This window comes from Streptomyces sp. NPDC006314, from assembly GCF_040613075.1.
Lineage (GTDB): Bacteria > Actinomycetota > Actinomycetes > Streptomycetales > Streptomycetaceae > Streptomyces.
Genome location: NZ_JBEXRL010000002.1, coordinates 384,651 through 407,217 on the forward strand (window position 1 = coordinate 384,651; position 22,567 = coordinate 407,217).

Genomic DNA, 22,567 nt, shown 5'->3' on the forward strand with positions numbered 1-22,567 from the left:
TGAGGCTTACCTCACCCATACCCCTGCGTGTCGTGATTCAGCTCTCACTGATAGATCACAGGCACGGCTTGATCTCGTTGGCTCAAAAGAGACGCCAACAAAGGGTAAAGAGAAGGTCAAGGGGTGGGAGGGTCGGGGTATGGACCGGGCACGCAGGGAGTTTCCGGGGCCGGGGCGGCTGGTGCTGGACATCCAGGGCCGACTCGACCCCCCACCCCTCCGTTTCGAGAGCGCCGACGAGGGGCGGCTGACGGTGCTGCGGCAGGGGGAGCGGGCCGTGCTGCTCGGCCGCCTCGCCGGCGAGGGCTGCTGCCGCGACCTCCATCTGCACCGCTTCGACTCCTACCGCTCACCCCTGCCGCCCATCCGTTCGGCGGAGATGAATTCGGCCGTCAACTGGACGCACCGGTACGCGCGATGGCTGGAGGAGGCCGACAGGGCGCCTCTGTACGGCGGTCGCTGGGAGGTCTCCGTGCGCACCGCCTTCGCCCCGCCGATCTGGACCGGCGACCTCGTCCGCGACTGGCCCGGCGGCAGCCTCGAGCTGTACTGCGCCGGCGGCTGGCACGGCATCCTGCCCTTGCGCCGGCTCTCCCCGCCGGACGCCACCCGCGTGAAGGCGTACCGCAAGCACGTTCGCGAGGGCACCCTCGCGCCCGTCCTGCTGTGGTGGGTGCCGTTCCTCGACGGCTGGGTGATCCTGGACGGCCATGACCGTGCGGTGGCCGCGCTGACGGAGGGGCGGACCCCGCAGTGCGTGGTGCTCACCCGGCTGCGGGACGAGGAACTGTGGCGCCGGGACGCCGAGGCCGTGACCGAGGGCCACCGGCGTCACATGGAGCGGCTGGCGGCTCGCCCCGCCACCCCGGCGACCGGGCGAGAGCGGGCGGCCCTGGAGCGGGGCTACGGCGACGCCATGGCCGGCCTTCCCTACGACCCGTCGGGTGTGCGCTCCTGGCCGCTCCCCGGCGGCGCCACCGCCTGGGAGGCGCTCGCGCGGGCCGCGATGTTTCAATTCCCACGTGACTGACTACGACGTACTCCGCGTCTTCTGCGGACCGAACGGCGGCTACGGCAACGAACTCGGCGTCGTCCGCGACGGCTCGGTCCTGCCCGAGCGGAGCGACCGGCAGGCGCTGGCGGCCAAAGTCGGCTTCAGCGAGACCGTGTTCGTGGACGATCCCGAGCGCGGGGTGATCGACATCTACACGCCCACCCTGCGTCTGCCCTTCGCCGGTCACCCCTGCGTCGGTACCGCCTGGCTGCTCGACGTACCCGAGCTGGTCACTCCCGCCGGAGTCGTCGGGGCCCGGCTGGACGGCGAGTTCAGCTGGATCGAGGCCCGCGCGGAGTGGGCCCCGCCGCGCACCCTTCGCCAGTACGCGAGCGCCGCCGAGGTGGACGCCCTCGACGTGCCGCCGCCGGGGGAGTGGCTTTACGCCTGGGCCTGGGAGGACGAGGCGGCCGGCCGCGTCCGCGCCCGCGCCTTCCCCGGCCGGAACGACGGCATCGAGGAGGACGAGGCCACGGGCGCCGCGGCCCTGCTGCTGACCGACCGGCTCGGCCGGGCGCTGAACATCACCCAGGGCGCGGGCTCCCAGATCCTCACGGCTCCCCAGCCGCACGGGTGGATCGAGGTCGGCGGACGGGTCCACCTCGAGCGCTGACGCACGCGGGCGCCCGGGTGGACGTCCGGGCCTCCGCCGGGGAGGACCCGCGTGTGCGTGTGATGGTGCACGGGGTGCGGCCCGTGGGCCGGCGAACTCGGCTCGCAGGTCTCACGCGGACAGCCGGAACTCCTCGCTCAGGGCCCGGAAGACGGCCGTGTTCAGGGCGAAGGCCCGCTTGCACTCACCCGCGACCCGCTGCTTCTCCAGGTCGTCCACCCGTATCCCGTCCAGCAGTTCGCGGTACCCCCGCTTGAACGCCGCGGGGCTGGAGACCCCCTCGAAGACGTAGAAGCGCACTCCGTCGCCCCTCTTCGCGAAACCCCACGTCTTCTCCGCCCTGTCCCGGATGATCTGCCCGCCGGACAGATCGCCGAGGTAACGGGTGTAATGGTGGGCGACATAACCGGCGGGCCAGCGCGCGGCGCACTCCCGCACCCGGCCGGCGTACGCCCGCGTCGCGGGCAGGGCGCTCAGGCCCGCCCGCCAGCCGGGTCCCCGTAGATGCGCCAGGTCCCGTTCCAGCGCGGGCAGCCGCAGCAGCTCCAGCCGGATGAACGGCCCGGCCACCGGATCCGCCGCCAGCCGCCCGGCCGCGCTCTCCAGGGCCTCGTAGACGAACCACAGCTGCTCGGTGTAGCGGGCGTACGCGTCCACGCCGAGCCGGCCGCCGAGCAGGTCGCTCATGAACGGCGACGTTCTCGCCGCCGCGTGCTGCTCGTGCGACGCGGTGCGGATGAGGGTCGAGAAGGAGTCCATGAGCCCGTCCCTTGAGCATCTTGCCGACGCCCTGTCGGTAAAAGTCTACAAGAGAAAGCCCGCCCTCCGCAGAGAGCGGGCCAGCCGTCCACGACCTCCCCGGACAGAACAGCTAGGGCAGGGTCAGGATCTCCGCGCCGGTGTCCGTCACCACCAGCGTGTGCTCGAACTGGGCGGTTCGCTTGCGGTCCTTCGTCACGACCGTCCAGCCGTCGTCCCACATGTCGTACTCGTACGTGCCCAGCGTCAGCATCGGCTCGATCGTGAAGGTCATCCCCGGCTGCATGACCGTCGTCGCGTGCGGGCTGTCGTAGTGCGGGATGATCAGCCCCGAGTGGAAGGACGAGTTGATGCCGTGACCGGTGAAGTCACGGACGACCCCGTAGCCGAAGCGCTTGGCGTACGACTCGATGACCCGCCCGATGATGTTGATCTGCCGGCCGGGCTTCACCGCCTTGATCGCGCGGCCGAGGGCCTCACGGGTGCGCTCCACCAGCAGCCGCGACTCCTCGTCCACGTCCCCGACCAGGTAGGTGGCGTTGTTGTCGCCGTGCACCCCGCCGAAGTACGCGGTCACGTCCAGATTGACGATGTCGCCGTCCCTGAGGACCGTCGAGTCCGGGATGCCGTGGCAGATGACCTCGTTGACCGAGGTGCACAGGGACTTCGGGAAGCCGCGGTAGCCCAGCGTGGACGGATAGGCGCCGTGGTCGCACATGTAGTCGTGGGCGACCTTGTCCAGCTGGTCCGTGGTGACCCCGGGCGCGATGATCTTCGCGGCCTCCTCCATCGCCTGCGCGGCGATGCGGCCGGCGATCCGCATGGCCTCGATGGTCTCCGGGGTCTGCACCTCCGGCCCGGTGTACGGCGCCGGTGCGGGCTTGCCGACGTACTCGGGGCGGCGGATGTTTCCGGGGACGGAACGGGTGGGGGACAGCTCCCCTGGTACGAGCAGCGACTGGCCAGACATGCCAGCGAGTCTATCCAGCGGACATGGGGGAACATGTCGATGGCGAGAGGAGCTGTTCATGGCCCTGTTCAAGAAGCGCACCGCCGGCAAGCCGGGCGAGTGGTACTACTGCCTGGAGCACAAGAAGGTCGAGGAGGGCCCGGACTGCCCGGGCAAGGACCGCTTCGGACCGTACGCCTCTCCCGAGGAGGCGCGGCACGCGATGGAGACGGCCGCCGAGCGCAACCTGCAATGGGAGAACGACCCACGCTGGCACGACGCGCCTGCCGCCGGGAACGCCGACGAGGAGTGATCAGCCCACGGTTTCCGCGGCGGCCGCGCGCCGCTCGCGCATCCGTACCGCGTGCTCGTTGGTCCGGGCGTCGTACGTCATGAGCCCCGGAAGGCACAGCGCGAGCAGCCCCATGGCGCCCGCGCACGCCAGCCCGCCGGAGACGACGGAGGTCCTGACGCCCGCCCAGGCGGCGAGACCGCCGGCCCGGACCTGGCCCAGCTGTGGTCCGACCGAGTAGGACAGCAGCTCGATCCCGGCGAGCCGGCCGCGCAGCTCGTCCGGGATCGTCTGGTTCCACATGGCGGCCCGGAAGATCCCGCTGACCATGTCGAATCCGCCGCCGATGGTCAGAAAGACGAGGACCAGCCACACGTTCCCGCAGACGCCGGCCGCCGCGACCGCCAGGCCCCACCCCGTGGCCGACAGCACCACCAGCAGCCCGTGCCGGTGGGTCCGTGAGGTCCAGCCGCTGGTCAGGCTCACCAGCAGGGCCCCGGCCGGGACGGCGGCGTACATCAACCCGAGCGACCAGTCGGCGTGCAGTTCGTCGGCGAGGAACGGCAGCACGGCGAGCGGCATGGCCAGGAACATCGCCGCGAGGTCCACGACGTAGGTGCCCAGGAGTTCCTTGCGGCCCCAGGCGTACCGGGCGCCCTCCGCGATGGCCTTGAACGACGGCTTCCCGGCCGCCTGGGAGGCCGGGGAGGGGGCGATCCGCACGATGTACGCCAGCGAGACGGCGAACGTCAGAAGGTCGGCGGCGTACGCCCAGCCGAGGCCCGCGTAGGCGACGACCACGCCCGCGAGCGCGGGGCCCGCGACGCCACCGACGGTCCAGCGCAGTGAGTTCAGCGAGGCCGCAGCGGGCATGTCGTCGTGGGCGACGATCCGGGGCCACAGGGAGTCGAGGGCCGGGCGCTGGACCGACACCAGGGCGGAGGAGAGGGCGGCGACGGCGTACAGCGACCACACCGCGGGGTGCGGAAGCAGGGCGTTGAGCAGCAGGGCGGCGCTGAGCAGGCCCTGGCCGGCCTCCGTCCACACGATGAGCTTCCGCTTGTCGAGAGCGTCGGCGAGGGCACCGCCGTAGAGCCCGCACACGAGGAGCGGCAGCAGCTCCACGGCGCCGACCGCACCGACGGCTGCCGCCGAGCCCGTGAGGTCCTTCAGCTGGACGGGGAGCGCGACGAAGGTCAGGAAGCTGCCGAAGTTGCTGATCAGCCCGGACTTCCACAGGCGCCGGAAGTCGACCGAGGCCTTCCAGGGAGCCAGGTCGGGGAGGAGGTCGTGAAGCACAAGGGGCCATGCTCGGCTCGCGACCTGGGCGGGGCAACTGCTTTTCGGCACGCTCGTTGCGCCGGCTCCGTCGGCACACGCGCTGTCGGCGTTCCCACCCACCCGCCCGCGAGAAGTCACCAGGGGGCGGGGGGCGGTGCCGTCAGGATCTCCGCCAGCCTCGACAGACGGTCACGGAAACCCCGGCGGGCCCTCGGAGGCCCCGCGTTCTCCCCGGCCGCCGCGCTGACCAGGTGCTGCACGCTGTCCAGGTCCAGTTCCGCCCCCTTCGGCACGGCCAGCGTGTCATGGGCCATCGCGGCAAGCTCACCCCCGCCGGCACCCAGCGTCAGCACCGTCACTCCGGCCCGCCGAGCCACGTGCACATGCTCCAGCAGCGGCGCGGGCTCCTCGGGAGCCACCACCAGCAGGGTCTCGCCGCGGCGCGCCGCCGCGATCCGGCCCGGACCGACGGCCAGGTGCGCGGGGTCGGTAGGGCGCGCGTGATGCCGTACCAGGGTGGGCGCCAGCTCGGGCGTGCCCGACCAGGCCGCCTCGTCCACCAGGTGCGCGGCCAGATGCCAGGGCTCGTACTCGGGCGTGCCCACCAGCAGCAGCCCGCCCCCGTGCGCCACCACCGACCCGCGCAGCACCCCCGCGAACCTGCGGGTGGCCCCCAGCCACTCGGTCCCGGCGAGCACTTCCCGCAGCAACGCGACCCGTACGGCGTCCATGGGGCCGCATCCTGCCGCAACCCGGGACCCCTCACGTGGAGTTCACCCCGAATTCGCCCAACCTGGGTAGAGCGACGGACCGTTCCCGTCTCCGTGTCGGCCGGGGCGCGGCCGGGCTCCGGTACGGGACAGGTGACTTCGGCGCCCACGAGACGATCACCTTCCGCCGGGTTCCCGTGCACCGGCCGACCTGAGCCGGTGGCCGCCCGGTGACGGACGTAGAGTCGGGCTCATGACCTCTACCGACAGCGCACAGAAGGCCCCCGCCAAGGACCCCTGGGACCTGCCCGACGTCTCCGGGTACGTCGTCGGCGTGCTCGGCGGCACCGGACCGCAGGGCAAGGGCCTCGCCTACCGGCTCGCCCAGGCCGGCCAGAAGGTGATCATCGGCTCCCGGTCCGCCGAGCGCGCCCGGTCCGCCGCCGGGGAACTCGGCCACGGTGTCGAGGGTGCCGACAACGCCGAGACCGCGCGCCGCAGCGACATCGTGATCGTCGCCGTACCGTGGGACGGCCACGGCGACACGCTCGAGTCCCTGCGCGAGGAGCTGGCCGGCAAGCTCGTCGTGGACTGCGTCAATCCGCTCGGCTTCGACAAGAAGGGCGCCTACGCGCTCCGGCCTGAGGAGGGCAGCGCCGCCGAGCAGGCCGCCGCCCTGCTGCCGGAATCCCGGGTCACCGCCGCCTTCCATCATCTGTCGGCCGTCCTGCTCCAGGACCCGGAGATCGAGCAGATCGACACCGATGTGATGGTGCTCGGCGAGGAGCGCGCCGACGTGGAGATCGTGCAGGCGCTGGCCGGGCGCATCCCCGGCATGCGCGGCGTCTTCGCGGGCCGGCTGCGCAACGCCCACCAGGTCGAGTCGCTGGTCGCGAACCTGATCTCCGTCAACCGCCGGTACAAGGCACACGCCGGGCTCCGCGTCACCGACGTGTGAGCCCGGGCAGGGGCATGGGGGACACTGGTCCCGTAGCAGTGTCCCCCGACAGGAGCCACCCGCCATGCCCCGCATCGCCCTCTACCCCCTGATCGTCTGCGTCCTCGCCGTGGCCGCCGCGGTCGTCTCCTTCGTCCAGGGCAGCTGGCTGGGAATCGTCTGGGTGCTGCTGGCGGGTCTGTCGTCCAACATGACCTGGTACTACGTGAAGCGCGGCCGGGCCGCCGCCGAACAGGGCGGGTCCGTCACGGGCTGAGGGTGCAGATCTCCGGGGTGCCCTGCCAGAAGCGGTAGGTCTCCTGGCCGCAGTACCGGGAGAAGTCGTCCACTCCCAGGCCGCGCAGGATCGCCTCGATCGCGTCGAAGAACACGCTGTTGACCGACGGCACCCACAGCAGCGCGAACACGAACAGCAGACCGAACGGCGCGAACGGCTCCACCTGCCGCTTCACCTTGTACGACAGCCAGGGCTCCAGCACGCCGTAGCCGTCCAGGCCCGGCACCGGCAGGAAGTTCAGGATCGCCGCCGTCACCTGGAGCAGGGCGAGGAACGCCAGCGCGTTCCGGAAGTCGCGGGGGACCCCGTCCAGGGCGTGCAGCCAGAACGGGGCCGTGCACACCGCCGCGAACAGCACGTTCGTCAGCGGGCCCGCCGCCGAGACGAGGCTGTGCCGCCAGCGGCCCCGGATGCGGCCGCGCTCGATGAACACCGCGCCGCCCGGCAGACCGATCCCGCCCATGATCACGAACAGCACCGGAAGCACGATGCTCAGCAGCGCGTGCGTGTACTTCAGCGGGTTCAGCGTGAGGTAGCCCTTCGCGCCGACCGTGATGTCCCCGCTGTGCAGGGCGGTACGGGCGTGCGCGTACTCGTGCAGGCACAGGGAGACGATCCAGGCCGCGGTCACGAACAGGAACACCGCGACGCCCGGCTGCGCGGCGAACCCCGTCCACGTGGCCCAGCCGGTCACCGCCGTCACGGCCAGGATCCCCACGAAAACGGGACTGACCTGCCGATCGCCGTGGCGGGTGGTGGCGGTGGCCATGGGCGGACTCCTGTGGGGCCGGGGACGGTCGGGGACTGCGACCGTACCGGCCGCGCACGCGTGGGGAAAACGTCTGGCGGTGGCCGTCCGGTTCCTGGAAGGTGAGGGCATGGCACTGACGAGGGTGTTCTACGAGGACTGGCAGATGGAGTGCTGCGGCACGCCGTTCGCCGTGGGCGACCGGGTGGCCTGGAAGCTGGTCTCCGTCGACACGCATACCCCGCAGGGCGAGTACTACGGCGCCGGGTCATGGGTGGAGAACCACGGCGGCCCCGACCACGAGACGGTCGGCCGGGTGCGCTCCATCGACCTGGTGCACCAGGAGTACCTGGCCCACCACGACCCGCGCGCCGTCGAACACCCCGAGCCGGAACCCGGCACGGTGATCTTCCGCGGCACCGGGCGCAAGCTGGAGCCGGTACCCGGCGCACCGACTCTGGAAACCGTCGACGGCTGCCCGAAGTGGTTCGACGGCTTCGAGGACGAGGAGCAGCCCCCGCGGCGGGTTCCGTACCGTGTCCGCCGTGCCGTCGGCGTCCTCGTCACCCTGGAGGTCCCGGACGGCACGCCGCCGCAACCCGGTGACCGCCGCTGACCGCTCCGAGGACAATGGACCCCGTGCGTTATCGGCTGCTCGGAACCACCCAGGCAATCCGCCCCGACGGCAGGCCCGTCCCGGTCGGCGGGGCGCGGCTGCGTGCCCTGCTGAGCGTGCTCGCGCTCCGGGCCGGCCGGACCGTCCCGGTCGGTGTACTCGTCGACGAGGTGTGGGACGCCGGCCCGCCCGCCGACGCCGGTGGCGCGCTCCAGGCGCTCGTCGGCCGGCTGCGGCGGGCCCTCGGCGCGGACGCCGTCGCCTCCGCCGACGGCGGGTACCGGCTCACCGCCGCGCCCGACGACGTCGACCTCACCCGCTTCGACCGGCTCACCGGCGACGGCCTGCGCGCCCTCGCCGACGGAGACCCGGCCAAGGCCGCCGCCGTCCTCGACGACGCCCTCGCCCTGTGGCACGGCCCCGCCCTCGCCGACCTGCCCGGCCACACCGCCGAGGCGGCCCGCTGGGAGACCCGCCGCCTCGACGCCCTGCGCGCCCGGCACACCGCCGCCCTGGCCCTCGGGCAGGCCGAGCAGTCGCTGCCCGAACTGACCGCCCTGTGCGACAGCCACCCGCTGGACGAGCCGTTGCAGGCTCTGCGGCTGCGTGCCCTGCGCGACGCCGGCCGCCCGGCCCAGGCCCTCGCCGGCTACGAGGAGGTACGCCGGTTGCTCGCGGACCGGCTCGGCTCCGACCCCGGCACCGAACTGCGCGCCCTGCACGCCGAGTTGCTGAGCGAGGCGCCGTCGGACACGCGGCCCGCACCACGGCCCGGCAACCTGCCCGCCCGGCTCACCTCCTTCGTCGGCCGGGAAGCCGACATCGAGGCCATCGGCGCCGATCTCGCGGCCGCCCGTCTCGTCACCCTGCTCGGACCCGGCGGCGCCGGGAAGACCCGGCTGTCCCAGGAGGCCGCCGAGGCGGTACGGCACACCGTCCGGGACGGGGCGTGGCTGGCCGAACTGGCGCCCGTGGACGACCCGGGCGCCGTACCGCAGGCCGTGCTCACCGCGATCGGCGCCCGCGAGACCGTCCTGCACGGCGCCGGAGTCGACAGCATGCGCGCGGTCGCCGACCGGCACGGCGACCCCCTCGAACGGCTCGTGGAGCACTGTGCCCGGCGCCGGATGCTGATCATCCTCGACAACTGCGAGCACGTCGTGGAGGCCGCCGCCCGGCTGACCGAGCGTCTGCTGGCCCGCTGCCCGGAGCTGACCGTCCTCGCCACCAGCCGTGAACCCCTCGGTGTGCCGGGGGAACTGGTGCGGCCGGTGGAGCCGCTGCCCGAGCCGGTCGCGCTGCGGCTGCTCGCCGAGCGGGGCGCGGCGGCCCGTCCCGGGTTCCGGGTCGAGGACGATCCCGAGGCCTGCGCCGAGATCTGCCGACGGCTCGACGGACTGCCCCTCGCCATCGAACTCGCGGCGGCCCGCTTCCGCATGCTGACCCCCCGCCAGATAGCGGACCGGCTCGACGACCGTTTCCGGCTGCTCACCTCCGGCAGCCGCACCCTGCTGCCCCGCCAGCAGACCCTCAGAGCCGTCGTGGACTGGTCCTGGGATCTGCTGGGCGAGGAGGAACGGGACGTGCTGGCCCGGCTGTCGGTCTTCGCCGGCGGCTGCGACCTGGCCGCCGCCGAGGCCGTGTGCGGCCCGGACGCCCTGGACGCGCTCGGCTCCCTGGTCGACAGGTCCCTGGTGGTGGCCGCGCCCTCGGCCGGGGGCGCGATGCGCTACCGGCTGCTGGAGACCGTCGCCGAGTACGCCGCCGAACGGCTCGACCAGGCCGGGTGCCGTACCGAGGCCGAACGCGCCCACCTCACGTACTACCGTGAACTCGCCCGCACCACCGACCCGTTGCTGCGTGGCTCCGAACAGCGCGCCGCGATCGACCGGCTCCAGATGGAGTACGAGAACCTGCGCACCGCCCTCCGGCACGCCGTCGCCCTGCGCGACGAGCAGGAGGCGCTGTGCCTGGTGCTGTCCCTGCACTGGTTCTGGCAGATGCGCGACCAGCGCATCGAGACCCGCACCTGGTGCCAGGAAGCGATGGCGATCGGCCCCGACCCGTTCACCGAACCGGTCCGCCGCGCCCGTCCGGTGTGGCGACGCTGCACCGACACCCCGCCCCCGTACTCCGGGGAGGTCCTCGCCGAGGCCCGGCGCGGCGTTCACCTGGCCCACCTCGCCTGTATGGACACCGAGCTGGAGGCCTGGCAGAACCCCGAGGCCCAGGCCAAGCTCCGCACCATCACCCGGGTCTACGAGCCCGGGTTGCCGCAGACCTGCCGCGCCCCGGGTCTGCTGTGGTTCTTCGCCGAGATGCTGACCTGCGGCGCCGACCGGATGCGGATCATCCTCGACGCGACCGTGCAGACCTGCCGGGACACCCCCGGCTACGAGTGGGAACTGGCCGGCGCCCTGCAACTGCGCGCCAACCTCCTCGCCAACCGCACCGCCTGGGCCGGGGACGCCACCCGCGACGCCGACGAGTCCTTGGAGATCTACCGCCGCCTCGGCGACGCCTGGGGCACCGCCGAGGCCCTGTCCGCCCGCGGCGAGGCCCGCGAACGCAAGGGCGCCTACCGTGAGGCCGCCGCCGACTACGAGGCGGCCATCGACCACGCCGAACGCCTCGGTGCCCGCGCCCAGATGGCCGTGCTCCGCTCCCGCCTCGGCAGCGTGCTCATGGAGGCGGGCGAGATCGAGCGCGGCGAGCGGCTGCTGCGGGACGTCATCGCGAGCCAGGAGGGCTCCTTCACCGAGGCGATGCCCGCCGCCCGGCTCTTTCTCGCCTGCTGGCTCGGCCTGACCGGCCGCACCGCCGAGGCACGCGAACAGCTCCGGCTGCTGCGCGAGGAGTTCAAAATCGCGCACTTCGTCGTCTTCGACGCCGTGATCCTCTGCCAGGAGGCCTGGGTGGACGCCCTCGACGACCGGACCGAGGACGCGCTGGCCCGGGTGCGCAAGGCGCTGCGGCTCGCCGCCGACCCGCTGTCCCAGACCGTCATCCCGCACCTGCACTCCAGCTGCCTCACCATCGCGGCGATGGCCCTCGCCCGCGTCGACGGCGGCAGCCGCGCCCCCGACGCCGCCCGCTGCCTGGCCGCCGCCGACGCGCTGCTGCCGTCCGGTCATGTCGCCTCCGGAGTGGAACGCCGGGTGTACGGCATGACCGAGACCCGCATCCGCGAGAACCTCGCCGGGCGGGCGTACGAGGCCGTGTACGCCGAGGGCGGTGGCCTCTCCCTCGCGGAGGCCACCGCCCTGGTCTGAGGCACGCGGAGCGTCAGCTCTTCGTGCGGAACTTGTGGATCGCGACCGGCGCCATCACCGCGGTGAGCCCCACCGACCAGATCAGCGTCACCCACAGGTGGTGGGCGACAGGGCCGCCCTCCATCAGGCCGCGCGCGGTATCGGCGAGCGCGGAGAGCGGGTTGTAGTCGGTGAACGTCTGCAGCCAGCCCGGCATCGAGGCGGGCGGCGCGAAGATCGACGAGCCGAACTGCAGGGGCATCAGCACCAGGAAGCCCATCGCCTGCACCGACTGGGCGTTCTTCATCACCACGCCGAGCGTCAGGAACACCCACATCAGCGCCGAGCCGAACACCGCGGACAGCCCCACGGAGGCCAGCAGACCGCTCCAGTGCTTGATGTCGTAGCCCACCAGGACGGCGACCACCATCAGTACCACGGTCGCGAAGAGCATCCGCATCAGCTCCACCGCGATCTTCGCGAAGAGGACGGAGCCGCGTCCGATGGGCAGAGAGCGGAAGCGGTCCATGACACCGGAGTTGAAGTCCTGGTTGAAGCCGGTACCCACGCCCTGAGCCATGTTCATGCCCATCATGGCCATGAGTCCGGGGATGACGTACTGGACGTACCGGTCCTGTCCGCCACCCAGCGACTGCCCGATGGAGCCGCCGAAGACGTAGACGAACAGCAGGGTGAAGACGACGGGGAACAGGATGGCGTCGAACATCGACTCCGGGTCCTGCCGGATCCACAGCAGGTTGCGGCGGATCAGCGCGCCGGTGTGCCGCAGGTGGGCCCGCGGCGGGATCGGCGTGTCGGTCTTCGCGGTGGCGGTGGCGGTGACGGCGCTCATACGGCGACCTCCTGGCGGGACTCGGCGGGCGGGGTGTCCTGCGGGGCATTGGCACGGTGGCCGGTGAGGGAGAGGAACACCTCGTCCAGGCTGGGCAGTTCGGTGGAGATGGAGGAGATCGTGATGCCGCGCGCGGTGACCGCGCCGGCCACGGCGGTCAGCTGTTCGTCGCTGAGGATGGGCACCAGCAGGGTGCCGTTCTCGGTGTCCACGGTGGTGCCCGCGAGTCCGGTGATGCCCAGCTCGTCCAGCATCTGGGCCAGGGGCCGCAGTTGCAGCGGATCCACCGGCCGCACCCGCAGCGTGCGGCCGCCGACGCGGGCCTTCAGTTCCTCGATGCCGCCGTTCGCGATGACCTTGCCGCGGTCCACGACGGTCAGCTCGGAGGCGAGCTGCTCGGCCTCCTCCATGTACTGGGTGGTGAGCAGCACGGTGACGCCGTCCCCGACCATCGCCTTCACCTCGTCCCACACCTCGTTGCGGGTACGGGGGTCGAGGCCGGTCGTCGGCTCGTCCAGGTAGAGCACGGCCGGCCGGCCGATCATCGAGGCGGCGAGGTCCAGCCGCCGCCGCATACCGCCGGAGTACGTGCTCGCCGGGCGCCTGGCCGCCTCGGTGAGGGAGAACCGCTCCAGCAGCTCGTCGGCCCGGGTGCGGGCGTCCTTGCGGGACAGGTCCAGCAGCCGCCCGATCAGGTACAGGTTCTCCCAGCCCGGCAGTTTCTCGTCCACCGAGGCGTACTGGCCGGTGAGTCCTATGACCCGGCGCAGCTGGCGGGGCTGCCGTACGACGTCGTAGCCGGCCACGTGGGCCTGCCCGGCGTCCGGGGTGATCAGGGTGGACAGGATCCGTACGAGGGTGGTCTTGCCGGCGCCGTTCGGCCCGAGCACACCCATCACGGTGCCCTCGCGCACGTCCAGGTCGACTCCGTCCAGCGCCTTGGTCTCGCCGTAGTGCTTGACCAGTCCCCGTACGGTCACGGCGGAGCGTCCGCCGGCGGGGTTGTCGTCGATGCGTGTCATGTCGACGACAGTGCCAGTCCCCACCGACAAACCACCGACAGACCGCCTACAGCGGCCGCCCGACGCCTGTAGGAGATCTGTCGGCGCGGGTCGGCCGCTACGACACCGCCTGGATGTCGGCGCCGACGATCTCCCCGTCCGCCACGGTGTACGTGCCCTTGAACACGCGCACGGTGCCGTCGTCCTGGGTCGCCCGGATGTCGACGCTCACGTCGCCGTAACCGTTGCCGGAGGCGGTGACGTCGACGTGCGCCGTGGAGGCGAAGCCCGCCACCCAGTCCGAGTAGGAGCCCTGGAAGAGGTTGGAGCCACCCATGTCCCAGGCCGCCGAGTAGTTCCCGGCGTTGAGGTAGTCGTAGTACGTCGTGACGACCGTGCTCGCGTCCTGGGCGGTCTCCGAGGGCTCGGCGGTCCCGGTGTCCGAGCCGTCGTAACCGCCGCTGTCGTCGGACGAATAGCTGTCGTCGGGGTAGGGCTCCGCCGTGTCGTATCCGTCATCGGCGGGAGACGGGGTGCCGCCCGAGCCGCCGTACGTGTACTCGGGGGACACCAGACCGGCCGGGAACTCGCCCGCCGAGGGGGTGTCGGGGCGGTTGGCGACGGCCACCCCGAGCGTCACGCCGCCGGCCACCAGGACGGCCACCAGGGCCCAGGGCAGCCAGCCCGGCAGTCGCGTGGCGCCCACGCGCACATACGTGCCCCGGTCGACGGTCTCGGCAGGCTCGGCGGCGCGCGGTGCTCCGCAGTGCGGACAGACCGGCTGCGTGGCATCCTCGATGCGCACGCCGCAGTGAACGCAGAAGTGCATGGCCCTGCCTCCGTCTACAGCCCCCGGACGGCTTCTTCGATCGTCACCGCCAGTGAGGCCAGCGCGGCGAAGCCGGGCACGGCCTCCACGAGCGCCTTCGCGACCCGGCGCAGCTTCCCCGCACGGGGCTCCGGCGCGGCCAGCTCCTCGCGCGCGTCCTCCGCGAACTCCGCCAGGTCGTCCCGGTCCGGGTGGTCCGACCGGCGCAGCTCCTCGATGAACCGGGCCAGCAGATCGTTGATCTGCTGAGGGGTCAGCGGACGGCCGTCGGCGGTCTGGGCTTCTTCCTGTTCCGTGACGCGGAAGTCGACGCGTGCGTTGCTGCCGCTCGCGACCACCGCGTTCCTGACCTGAGCGTTCCCCGTTGCGATGACGCCGTCGTTGCTGCGTCCGTCCATGTCGGTCCCCGTCCGTTCGTTCCGCTGTCAGTCCGTGTTGGGCCGCGGGATCTTCTTGATGATGGTCGAGATGCGGGACTTGTCGCCCGAGGCGACCGCGCTCGACTCGACCTTCGCCCCCGCGGCGGCGATGATGCCGTTGTTGATGATGGTTTCCTGGCGTCGGATCAGGTCGCCCGGGTCGATGTCGTGTTTCACGGCGAACTCCACCAGGGCGTCCAGGATCCGCCGTTCGACGGTTTTGAGGACCATGCCGGAGTCGGCCTTCTGGAAGTACCGCCGGTGGTCCGTGGCGGAGGCGAGCTGCCGCACGCTCTTGCGTGCCCCGTAGTCGAACATCTTGAGCCGGGTGATCTGCCGGTGCTGCTTCTTCAGCCGGCGCCTCATCCAGAAGTCCGGGAAGAAGCCCGCGACCGCGCGCACCGGCGAGGCGAGCAGCACGAAGGGCGTGCTGGCGAGGGTCTGCAGCACCATCGTGAGGAACTCGCGCGGCGAGGGACGCGGCATGAGGCTGTCGATGGTCCGGTAGCGGTCCAGCAGCGGGCACAGCACGGTGGGCAGGGCCTCCACGAACAGGTTGGAGTCCGAGCGCACGAGGCGCAGGAACATCGAGGTCACCAACTCCCCGCCCCAGCCCGAGGAGTGCGCGACGAGATAGACGCGAGCGGTCTCCTCCGGGGCCCGCTTCAGCGCGTCCAGTTGATCGGCGCCGATCTGGGCGACGGGGCGGCCGAGCGGATCCGGCAGGAAGCGGGCGTCGCCCAGCAGCGCCGACCCCTCCACGAAGACCCGCTCCTCCAGCTCCAGGCAGGGCAGCGACAGCTCGCCGATCCGCCGGGCGATGTGGGCGTACAGGTCCGTGACGTCGAAGTCCCGCGGTCTCACGCCTTCGCGCCCCGAGGTGGTCACGTCGAAGGTCAGCGACCACGAGTCGAGTTCCTGGCCGTATCCGGTGAACGGGGAGAAGCCGCTGTAGACGGTGAGGTTCCCGTGTGCGTACTCCTGGATCTGGCGCAGCCGCCGGGTGGCGGACTCGTTGGGCGGCGGGGGCGCCTGCGCCGGATCGAACCGGTCCGGCCTCAGCCGCTGAAGGCGTTCGCCGTAGTGGGTGGAGAGCGCGAACACCAGCGTCGTCAGCCAGCCGAACAGGAACATGAGGAACACGGCCAGGCCGCTGCCGAGCCCCAGCAGCCCGATGACCAGCACCAGGAACTCGGCCGCCAGGAGCAGGTCCCTGGCGTGCCGCCGTGCGTTGGCCTCGTAGGCGTACCGCAGCACCACGGGGACGTCGCACCCGGGCGCCGGTGCCACACCGAGATGCGGCTCGGCGGCGACGTCCCTGATGAGGGAGTCGGCGTACTGGCGGTCCAGGAAGACGGCCGCGCACATGTACCGGGTCAGGTCCCGGCCGCCGGCCCAGCGGGGAACGGCGAGGCCGCGTGCCGAGCGCGCCAACTCCGCTCGTTGGGCGGCGGCCAGCGCGGCCCCGCACACACCGCAGAAGGCCGCCCCCGTCACGGTGGCGGCGGAACAGTCGGAACAGGTGGTCTGCGTCTGGGCCATCGTCGTTCCCCCGGATGTGAGACGTCCCACACCGCCAAGTGCACCACTGACACGGGGTCAGGGAAGCCTTCCGAGCGTTTTCGACGCCACTCCGTTACATGGGCGGCGCTGCAACTGCCTCTCATCACACCGAAGTTGAGGCCAAAGCTTCACCGAGCCGAGTCGAGCCGAGCCGGCCGCAAAGGGACAGCCCGCCGACGGGGGAAGATCGGCGGGCTGTCCGTGGTGCCGCTGTGGATCAGTGGACGGAGTGCTCCTCCGTCGGGAACGCGCCGCCGACGACGTCCTCGGCGAACGCCTTGGCCGCGCCCGTCATGACCTCGCGCAGGTTCGCGTACTGCTTCACGAACTTCGGCACCCGGCCGGACGTCAGCCCCAGCATGTCGGTCCACACCAGCACCTGCGCGTCCGTCTCCGGCCCGGCACCGATACCGACGGTCGGGATGTGCAGCACCCGCGTCACCTCGGCCGCCAGCTCCGCCGGAACCAGCTCCAGCACGACCGCGAACGCGCCCGCGTCCTGCACGGCCTTCGCGTCGCGCAGCAGCTGCTGCGCCGCCTCCTCGCCCCGCCCCTGCACGCGGTAGCCCATCGCGTTGACGGACTGCGGGGTCAGGCCGATGTGGGCCATCACCGGGATGCCGGACTCCACCAGCAGCCGGATCTGCTCGTGCGAGCGCTCGCCGCCCTCCAGCTTGACCGCGCCGACCCCGGCCTCCTTCACCAGCCGGGTCGCCGAGCGCAGTGCCTGCACCGGTCCCTCCTGGTAGGAGCCGAAGGGCAGGTCGCCGACGATCAGGGAGCGGGTCGTACCGCGGACGACGGCCGCCGAGAGCATGGTCATCTCGTCGAGGGTGACGGGCACGGTGGTCTCGTACCCGAGGTGGCAGTTGCCCGCCGAGTCACCGACGAGGATCACCGGGATGCCGGCCTCGTCGAAGACGGACGCGGTCATCGCGTCGTAGGCGGTGAGCATGGGCCACTTCTCGCCCCGCTCCTTGGCGAGGGCGATGTCGCGGACGGTGATGCGGCGGGTGCCCTTCCCTCCGTACAGCGCCTTGCTGCCGTCGGAAGGCTTGTTCTGGACAGCCGAAAGCTGCGTCATGGCAACGGCTCCTTCAGTCATCTCGAGGCACCCTGACGGCGTCCCCGGATCGTCTCCATGGTGGCACCTCGTGCCAGTCAGGGCCAGGGGAACCCCCTGTGATCCCCACCGGTGGCCGGAAACCGTGTAAGGCCTTGGCAAAGAAATCCGATACGAGACGGTCCCGTATCGAAATGATCGTAAGATCGAAACATGACAAGTCCCGCCCCTGCCCCCCGGATACCGGAAGCGGTGCACCGGCGCCGCTGGGCGATTCTCGGCGTGTTGATGCTGAGCCTGCTCATCGTGGTGCTCGACAACTCGATCCTGAACGTCGCCATCAAGACCATCTCCACCCCGGCGCCGACCGGCCTCGGCGCCACCCAGAGCGAGATCGAGTGGGCGATCAACGCCTACACCCTCGTCTTCGCCGGCCTGCTGTTCACCGCCGGCCTGGTCGGCGACCGCATCGGCCGCAAGAAGGTGCTGCTCGGCGGCATCGCCGTGTTCGGCATCGGCTCGGCGCTCGCCGCCGAGTCCGGCTCCCCGGGCCAGCTGATCGCCTACCGCGCCCTGATGGCCGTCGGTGCCGCCTTCGTCATGCCCGCCACCCTCGCCGTGCTGATGAACGTCTTCGAGCGCGAGGAGCAGCCCAAGGCCATCGGTATCTGGGCCGGCGGCGTCGGCCTCGCCATCGCCATCGGCCCGATCACCGGCGGCGCGCTCCTCGACCACTTCTGGTGGGGGTCGGTCTTCTTCGTCAACGTGCCGATCGTGATCGTCGCGCTCGCGCTGATGACCTGGCTGGTGCCGGACTCCCGCGACCCGAAGCCGGGCCGGCTGGACCCGGTCGGTGTGGTCCTGTCCGTCGTCGGCCTGGTGCTGCTGGTCTACGGCATCATCAAGGGCGGCGAACTGGCCGACTTCACCGACGCCAAGGTGCTGGCGACCATCATCGCCGGTCTCGTCGTCCTGGCCGCCTTCGTCGTCTTCGAGAAGCGCAGCGACCACCCGTCGCTGGACGTCACCTACTTCAGGAACAAGGTCTTCTCGGCCGCCATGGGCGCCATCGCGCTCGTCTTCTTCGCGCTGATGGGCGTCACCTTCTTCGGTGTCTTTTACACCCAGAGCGTGCGCGGCTACTCACCGCTGGAGTCCGGTGTGCTGATGCTGCCGCTCGCCGCCGCCCAGCTGATCTTCGCGCCGCGCGCCCGGCTGCTGGTCGACCGGTTCGGCAACAAGGCCACGACCACCGCGGGACTGCTGCTGATCGCGGCGACGCTGGCCGCGTTCGCCGCCTTCGAGGCCGACACGCCGATCTGGCTGCTGGAGGTCGTCTTCTTCCTCATGGGCACCGGCATGGCGCACATCATGACGCCGACCTCGGTCGTCATCATGCAGGCCCTGCCCCGCGAGAAGGCCGGCTCCGCCTCGGCGCTCAGCAACACCTTCCGCCAGGTCGGCGGCGCCCTGGGCATCGCCGTCCTCGGCTCGGTGCTCTCCACCTCGTACCGCAACGGCATCGAGGGAAAGCTCGGCTCGCTGCCGCCCGGCCTGCGCGACACCGCCGCCGAGTCCATCGAGGCCACCCACGGCATCGCCGACCGGCTCGGCCCGCAGGGCAAGGCCCTGATCGCCCCCGCCAACGACGCGTTCCTGCACGCCATGCACATCACCGCCCTGTGCGGCACGGGCATCGCGCTGATCGGCGCCGTGGTGGTGGCCCTCTTCCTGCCGGGCAAGCCGCCGGCCGGCCAGGAGGACCGGGAGGAACCGGAGTTGGTCGGCGTCACGGAGTGAGAGTCGAGCGGAACTCCACGGGGGAAGGAGGCCGCTGGGGGACAATCCCCGCAGCACAGTGAGAGGACGGAGTGACGTGAGTCTTGCCGGCAGCCGGCCGCGACCGGACGGACCCGTGAGGGGCCGGCCGCGCAGTGAAGCCGTGGAACGCGCCATCCTGGACGGCGTGGTGAAGCTCCTGGAGGAGGGCGTGCCCCTCGCCGAGCTGTCCATCGAGCGGGTCGCGCGCACGGCCGGGGTCGGCAAGGCCACCATCTACCGCCGCTGGAGCGGCAAGGAGGAACTGTTCGTCGACGTCGTACGCGCCGCCGAACCCCCCGACCCCGAACTCCCCGGCACCTCCCTGCGCGACGACCTCGTCGTCCTGCTGGAGTCCCTGCGGCAGCGCGGTCTCGTGAGCCGTTCGTCGGCGATCCTGCACAACGTGTACGCCCAGATGAAGTCCAGCCCCAGGATCTGGGCGGCCTACCACGCCGGCGTCATAGCGCCCCGGCGCGTCCTCACTCTGGAAGTGCTGCGCCGCGGGCGGGAGAACGGCGAGATCAGGCCGGACGTCGACCTGGAGTTGGCCAACGACATGTTCGTCGGCCCCATGCTCGTCCGCACCGTCATGCGCCCCGACGCCGATCTGCCCGAGAACCTGGCGGAGCAGATCGTCGACACGGTCCTGGAAGGCCTACGGCCCGTCAGCTCGACGGCCTCGTAGCACCAATGTGCGCGTTTCGTCACAGACCTCGCCGGGACCGGGGGCAACAGGAACCCCCGGTCCCGCTTCGTTCGTCCTCGTCTTCCGTACGGCCGTCATGGGGCGGCGGGATCGGAGCCGATCATCCCCTAGGGTCGGAAGAGCACGGGGGTGAACGGTGTGCACGGCAGGCAGTGAGGCAGGCGGTATGACGCAGCAGGCGTACATGACGGAGACGGACAACGGCGGCTCGGGGTCCGAGCGACCGGGAACCCGGCTTCGGCGCCTGGCGCACCGTCTGCTCGACGGCTGGCGAGGCGACCGGCGCGTCTGGCGCCGCGGCATCGTCCTCGCCGCACTGGCCCTGCTGCTCGCCCTGGTGATGCTGGTGCACTCCCGCATCCCCAACCGGGTGGGCAACCTCGGCAGCCTCACCGAGACCTTCCTGCCCTGGCTGGGCGTGGCCGTCCCGGTGCTGCTGGTCCTCGCCCTGGTCCGGAAGTCGGCGACCGCGCTGATCGCGATCCTCCTCCCGGCGATCGTCTGGCTGAACCTCTTCGGCGGGCTGCTCGGCGACAAGTCGGGCGGCGGCGGCGACCTGATGGTGGCCACCCACAACGTCAACGCCGACAATCCCGACCCGGCCGCGACCGCCACCGACGTGGCCGCGTCCGGCGCCGATGTGCTGGCCCTGGAGGAGCTGACCGACGTCTCGGAGTACGAGCGGGCGTTGGCGCCGATGTACAAGCACCACGCGGTCGTCGGCACGGTCGGCCTGTGGAGCAGGTACCCGATGACCGACGTCCGGGCCGTCGACATCAAGCTCGGCTGGAAGCGGGCGATGCGCGCCACCGTGACGACCCCGCGGGGCCCGGTCGCGGTCTACGTGGCGCACCTGCCCTCGGTGCGGGTGAAGATGGAGGCCGGGTTCACGGCCCGGCAGCGCGACAAGAGCGCCGACGCGCTCGGCGAGGCCATCGCCGACGAGACCCTCGGGCGGGTCGTCCTGCTCGGCGACCTCAACGGCACGATGAACGACCGCTCGCTCAACGCAGTCACCTCGCAGCTGCGCTCCACGCAGGGCGCTGCGGGCAGCGGCTTCGGCTTCAGCTGGCCGGCGTCGTTCCCGATGGCGCGGATCGACCAGATCATGGTCAAGGGCGTGCAGCCGGAGAGTTCCTGGACGCTCCCGCGCACCAACAGTGATCATCTGCCGGTGGCGGCCCGTGTGAAGCTCGACACAGGCTCCTGAGCCGCTGGAATACTGGGCCTGACGAGTTTGTTCCGTACGGGAACATACTGCGGGACTCGCACCCGTACGGCACTCCGCTCTGAAAGGCCCCTTCATGCCCCTGGCCCTGCTCGCACTGGCCGTCGGCGCCTTCGGCATCGGTACCACCGAGTTCGTGATGATGGGCCTGCTGCCCGACGTCGCGGACGACCTGCACCTCTCGATCCCCACCGCCGGGCACCTGGTCTCGGCGTACGCGCTGGGCGTCGTCATCGGTGCCCCGCTGCTGGCCGCGGTCACGGCCCGCATGTCCCGCCGCACGGTCCTCATCGCCCTGATGGCCCTGTTCGTCGTGGGCAACGCGCTCTCCGCGTTCGCCCCCGGCAACGGCTCCCTCCTGGCCGCCCGCTTCCTCAGCGGCCTGCCGCACGGCGCCTTCTTCGGCGTGGGCGCGGTCGTCGCCACGACCATGGTCCCGCCGGAGCGCAAGGCCCGCTCGGTGTCCCTGATGTTCCTCGGCCTGACCGTCGCCAACGTCGCGGGCGTTCCCGCCGCCACCCTGATGGGCCAGCACCTCGGCTGGCGGGCCACGTTCCTCGGCGTGAGCGCCATCGGCCTGGCGGCGATAGCCTCGCTGGCCCTGCTGATCCCGCACGACCACACCCACACGCCCGCGACCGGGCTGCGCGGCGAACTCGCGGCCCTGAGGTCCCTGCCGGTCTGGCTGGCCCTCGGTACGACGGTGGCGGGCTTCGGCGCGCTCTTCGCCGCCTACAGCTACGTCACCCCGATGCTGACGGACTCCGCCGGCTTCGCCGAGACCAATGTGACGCTGCTCCTCGCGCTCTTCGGAGTGGGCGCCACCGCCGGCAACCTGCTGGGCGGCCGCCTCGCGGACCACTCCCTGCGCGGCACGCTCTTCGGCGGCCTGGCCTCGCTCGTCGTGGTCCTGCTGCTCTTCCCCCCGCTGATGCGCGCGGAGTGGAGCGCGGCCGTCGCCGTGACCCTGCTCGGCATGGCGGCCTTCGTCACGGGTTCGCCGCTCCAGCTGATGGTGATGGAGAAGGCCGCGGCGGCCCCGTCCCTCGCCTCCTCGGCCAACCAGGCGGCCTTCAACCTGGCGAACGCCGGCGGCGCCTGGATCGGCGGCCTGGCCCTCGCTGCGGGCTTCGGCGTGACGTCCCCCGCGCTCGCGGGCGCGGCCCTCGCCGTCCTCGGCCTGGGCGTGGCGGGCGTGGCCCAGGCGGTCGACCGGAGCCGAGTCTCCTCGGCGGGAAAGGTCGTCGCCACCCACGTACCCGAGCAGCCGGGGGCGTTGCACCACTGACCGGGGGCCTCCGCCCGAGCCCGCGAAGAGACGTGCAGCCGAGCCTCATGGAAGCTCTGGACAGCCTTGCACACGCCGCCGGGGCGGGCGGACCTCGTCTGTCCCCCCGCCCCCTGTGCCCCAGTCGGTCCGGTCGTTCGGCCTTCTGCAGCCAGGCACCGGCGCTCATACCGTGCTCGCCCGGGTCGAAGACGCCGTGGGTGGCGGCGGGCCACACGGTGCGGACCGTCGCATCCGTCAGCGAAGAACGCAGCAGTCACTGGACGTCCTGGCCCAGCTGGGCGGCCT

22 protein-coding genes are annotated in these 22,567 nt (G+C 71.7%); 11 read left to right on the forward strand and 11 right to left on the reverse strand.

The window, feature by feature from the left end; translation table 11 throughout:
* The first annotated feature begins 139 nt into the window (after window positions 1-139).
* Complete coding sequence (locus tag ABZ079_RS04865) at window positions 140-1,030, forward strand: hypothetical protein (RefSeq protein ID WP_356937966.1); 891 nt, start codon at window positions 140-142, stop codon at window positions 1,028-1,030.
* Window positions 1,023-1,667, forward strand: coding sequence for a PhzF family phenazine biosynthesis protein (locus ABZ079_RS04870; protein WP_356937967.1), 645 nt, complete (start codon window positions 1,023-1,025; stop codon window positions 1,665-1,667). Before ABZ079_RS04865 ends, ABZ079_RS04870 begins: the two co-directional genes overlap by 8 nt.
* 111 nt (window positions 1,668-1,778) lie before the next feature.
* Here the strand turns inward: ABZ079_RS04870 and ABZ079_RS04875 are convergent, their stop codons facing one another.
* Together ABZ079_RS04875 and map are read right to left on the reverse strand one after the other, a co-directional pair.
* Entirely contained in the window at window positions 1,779-2,426 is a 648-nt protein-coding gene (locus ABZ079_RS04875) for a biliverdin-producing heme oxygenase (RefSeq protein ID WP_356937968.1), read from the reverse strand.
* A gap of 112 nt (window positions 2,427-2,538) precedes the next feature.
* Window positions 2,539-3,396 carry a type I methionyl aminopeptidase gene (gene map / locus ABZ079_RS04880; RefSeq protein WP_356937969.1) on the reverse strand — a complete coding sequence of 286 codons (858 nt, stop codon included), beginning with the start codon at window positions 3,394-3,396 and terminating at the stop codon, window positions 2,539-2,541.
* A 58-nt stretch (window positions 3,397-3,454) separates the two neighbouring features.
* On the opposite strand from map, the gene ABZ079_RS04885 reads away from it, so the two are divergent.
* The gene (locus tag ABZ079_RS04885) at window positions 3,455-3,688 is read left to right on the forward strand and encodes a hypothetical protein (protein ID WP_356937970.1); all 234 of its coding nucleotides are present in this window, start codon (window positions 3,455-3,457) and stop codon (window positions 3,686-3,688) included.
* Here the strand turns inward: ABZ079_RS04885 and ABZ079_RS04890 are convergent, their stop codons facing one another.
* Window positions 3,689-4,966 (reverse strand): MFS transporter, encoded by a 1,278-nt coding sequence (locus ABZ079_RS04890; RefSeq protein ID WP_356937971.1) that lies wholly within the window; start codon window positions 4,964-4,966, stop codon window positions 3,689-3,691. It abuts the gene before it with no gap.
* A 116-nt stretch (window positions 4,967-5,082) separates the two neighbouring features.
* Window positions 5,083-5,679 carry a hypothetical protein gene (locus tag ABZ079_RS04895; RefSeq protein ID WP_356937972.1) on the reverse strand — a complete coding sequence of 199 codons (597 nt, stop codon included), beginning with the start codon at window positions 5,677-5,679 and terminating at the stop codon, window positions 5,083-5,085.
* A 232-nt stretch (window positions 5,680-5,911) separates the two neighbouring features.
* Here ABZ079_RS04895 and npdG point away from each other — a divergent pair, with 232 nt between their 5' ends.
* Both npdG and ABZ079_RS04905 read left to right on the forward strand, forming a co-directional pair.
* Window positions 5,912-6,616, forward strand: coding sequence for an NADPH-dependent F420 reductase (npdG, locus tag ABZ079_RS04900; RefSeq protein ID WP_356937973.1), 705 nt, complete (start codon window positions 5,912-5,914; stop codon window positions 6,614-6,616).
* A gap of 64 nt (window positions 6,617-6,680) precedes the next feature.
* Window positions 6,681-6,872 (forward strand): hypothetical protein, encoded by a 192-nt coding sequence (locus tag ABZ079_RS04905; protein WP_356937974.1) that lies wholly within the window; start codon window positions 6,681-6,683, stop codon window positions 6,870-6,872.
* On the opposite strand, the gene ABZ079_RS04910 is transcribed toward ABZ079_RS04905, so the two are convergent.
* Window positions 6,862-7,662 (reverse strand): site-2 protease family protein, encoded by an 801-nt coding sequence (locus ABZ079_RS04910; protein WP_356937975.1) that lies wholly within the window; start codon window positions 7,660-7,662, stop codon window positions 6,862-6,864. The genes ABZ079_RS04905 and ABZ079_RS04910 overlap by 11 nt on opposite strands.
* A gap of 109 nt (window positions 7,663-7,771) precedes the next feature.
* On the opposite strand from ABZ079_RS04910, the gene ABZ079_RS04915 reads away from it, so the two are divergent.
* Window positions 7,772-8,257, forward strand: a complete 486-nt coding sequence (locus ABZ079_RS04915; RefSeq protein WP_356937976.1) for a DUF6578 domain-containing protein — start codon at window positions 7,772-7,774, stop codon at window positions 8,255-8,257.
* 14 nt (window positions 8,258-8,271) lie between these two features.
* Window positions 8,272-11,529 (forward strand): BTAD domain-containing putative transcriptional regulator, encoded by a 3,258-nt coding sequence (locus tag ABZ079_RS04920; protein ID WP_356937977.1) that lies wholly within the window; start codon window positions 8,272-8,274, stop codon window positions 11,527-11,529.
* 13 nt (window positions 11,530-11,542) lie between these two features.
* Here the strand turns inward: ABZ079_RS04920 and ABZ079_RS04925 are convergent, their stop codons facing one another.
* The 6 genes from ABZ079_RS04925 to panB all read right to left on the reverse strand — a co-directional run bounded on the left by ABZ079_RS04925 (window position 11,543) and on the right by panB (window position 17,257).
* Complete coding sequence (locus ABZ079_RS04925; protein ID WP_356937978.1) at window positions 11,543-12,361, reverse strand: ABC transporter permease; 819 nt, start codon at window positions 12,359-12,361, stop codon at window positions 11,543-11,545.
* A complete protein-coding gene (locus ABZ079_RS04930) occupies window positions 12,358-13,383 on the reverse strand; it encodes an ATP-binding cassette domain-containing protein (RefSeq protein ID WP_356937979.1) in 1,026 nt (341 codons plus the stop codon). Before ABZ079_RS04930 ends, ABZ079_RS04925 begins: the two co-directional genes overlap by 4 nt.
* A gap of 97 nt (window positions 13,384-13,480) precedes the next feature.
* The gene (locus ABZ079_RS04935; protein ID WP_356937980.1) at window positions 13,481-14,191 is read right to left on the reverse strand and encodes a zinc ribbon domain-containing protein; all 711 of its coding nucleotides are present in this window, start codon (window positions 14,189-14,191) and stop codon (window positions 13,481-13,483) included.
* A gap of 14 nt (window positions 14,192-14,205) precedes the next feature.
* On the reverse strand, window positions 14,206-14,589 hold the full coding sequence (locus tag ABZ079_RS04940) for a hypothetical protein (RefSeq protein WP_356937981.1): 384 nt from the start codon (window positions 14,587-14,589) through the stop codon (window positions 14,206-14,208).
* Between the two features lie 27 nt (window positions 14,590-14,616).
* Window positions 14,617-16,152, reverse strand: coding sequence for a zinc ribbon domain-containing protein (locus ABZ079_RS04945; protein ID WP_356937982.1), 1,536 nt, complete (start codon window positions 16,150-16,152; stop codon window positions 14,617-14,619).
* 238 nt (window positions 16,153-16,390) lie between these two features.
* Window positions 16,391-17,257, reverse strand: a complete 867-nt coding sequence (panB, locus tag ABZ079_RS04950) for a 3-methyl-2-oxobutanoate hydroxymethyltransferase (RefSeq protein WP_356937983.1) — start codon at window positions 17,255-17,257, stop codon at window positions 16,391-16,393.
* Window positions 17,258-17,449: 192 nt separating this feature from the next.
* Here panB and ABZ079_RS04955 point away from each other — a divergent pair, with 192 nt between their 5' ends.
* The 4 genes from ABZ079_RS04955 (at window position 17,450) to ABZ079_RS04970 (ending at window position 22,279) form a co-directional block, all read left to right on the forward strand.
* On the forward strand, window positions 17,450-19,036 hold the full coding sequence (locus ABZ079_RS04955) for an MFS transporter (RefSeq protein WP_356937984.1): 1,587 nt from the start codon (window positions 17,450-17,452) through the stop codon (window positions 19,034-19,036).
* A 76-nt stretch (window positions 19,037-19,112) separates the two neighbouring features.
* Entirely contained in the window at window positions 19,113-19,742 is a 630-nt protein-coding gene (locus ABZ079_RS04960) for a TetR/AcrR family transcriptional regulator (RefSeq protein ID WP_356937985.1), read from the forward strand.
* Window positions 19,743-19,929: 187 nt separating this feature from the next.
* Window positions 19,930-20,973 (forward strand): endonuclease/exonuclease/phosphatase family protein, encoded by a 1,044-nt coding sequence (locus tag ABZ079_RS04965; protein ID WP_356937986.1) that lies wholly within the window; start codon window positions 19,930-19,932, stop codon window positions 20,971-20,973.
* A gap of 94 nt (window positions 20,974-21,067) precedes the next feature.
* Entirely contained in the window at window positions 21,068-22,279 is a 1,212-nt protein-coding gene (locus ABZ079_RS04970) for an MFS transporter (RefSeq protein ID WP_356937987.1), read from the forward strand.
* Window positions 22,280-22,567: the final 288 nt, after the last annotated feature.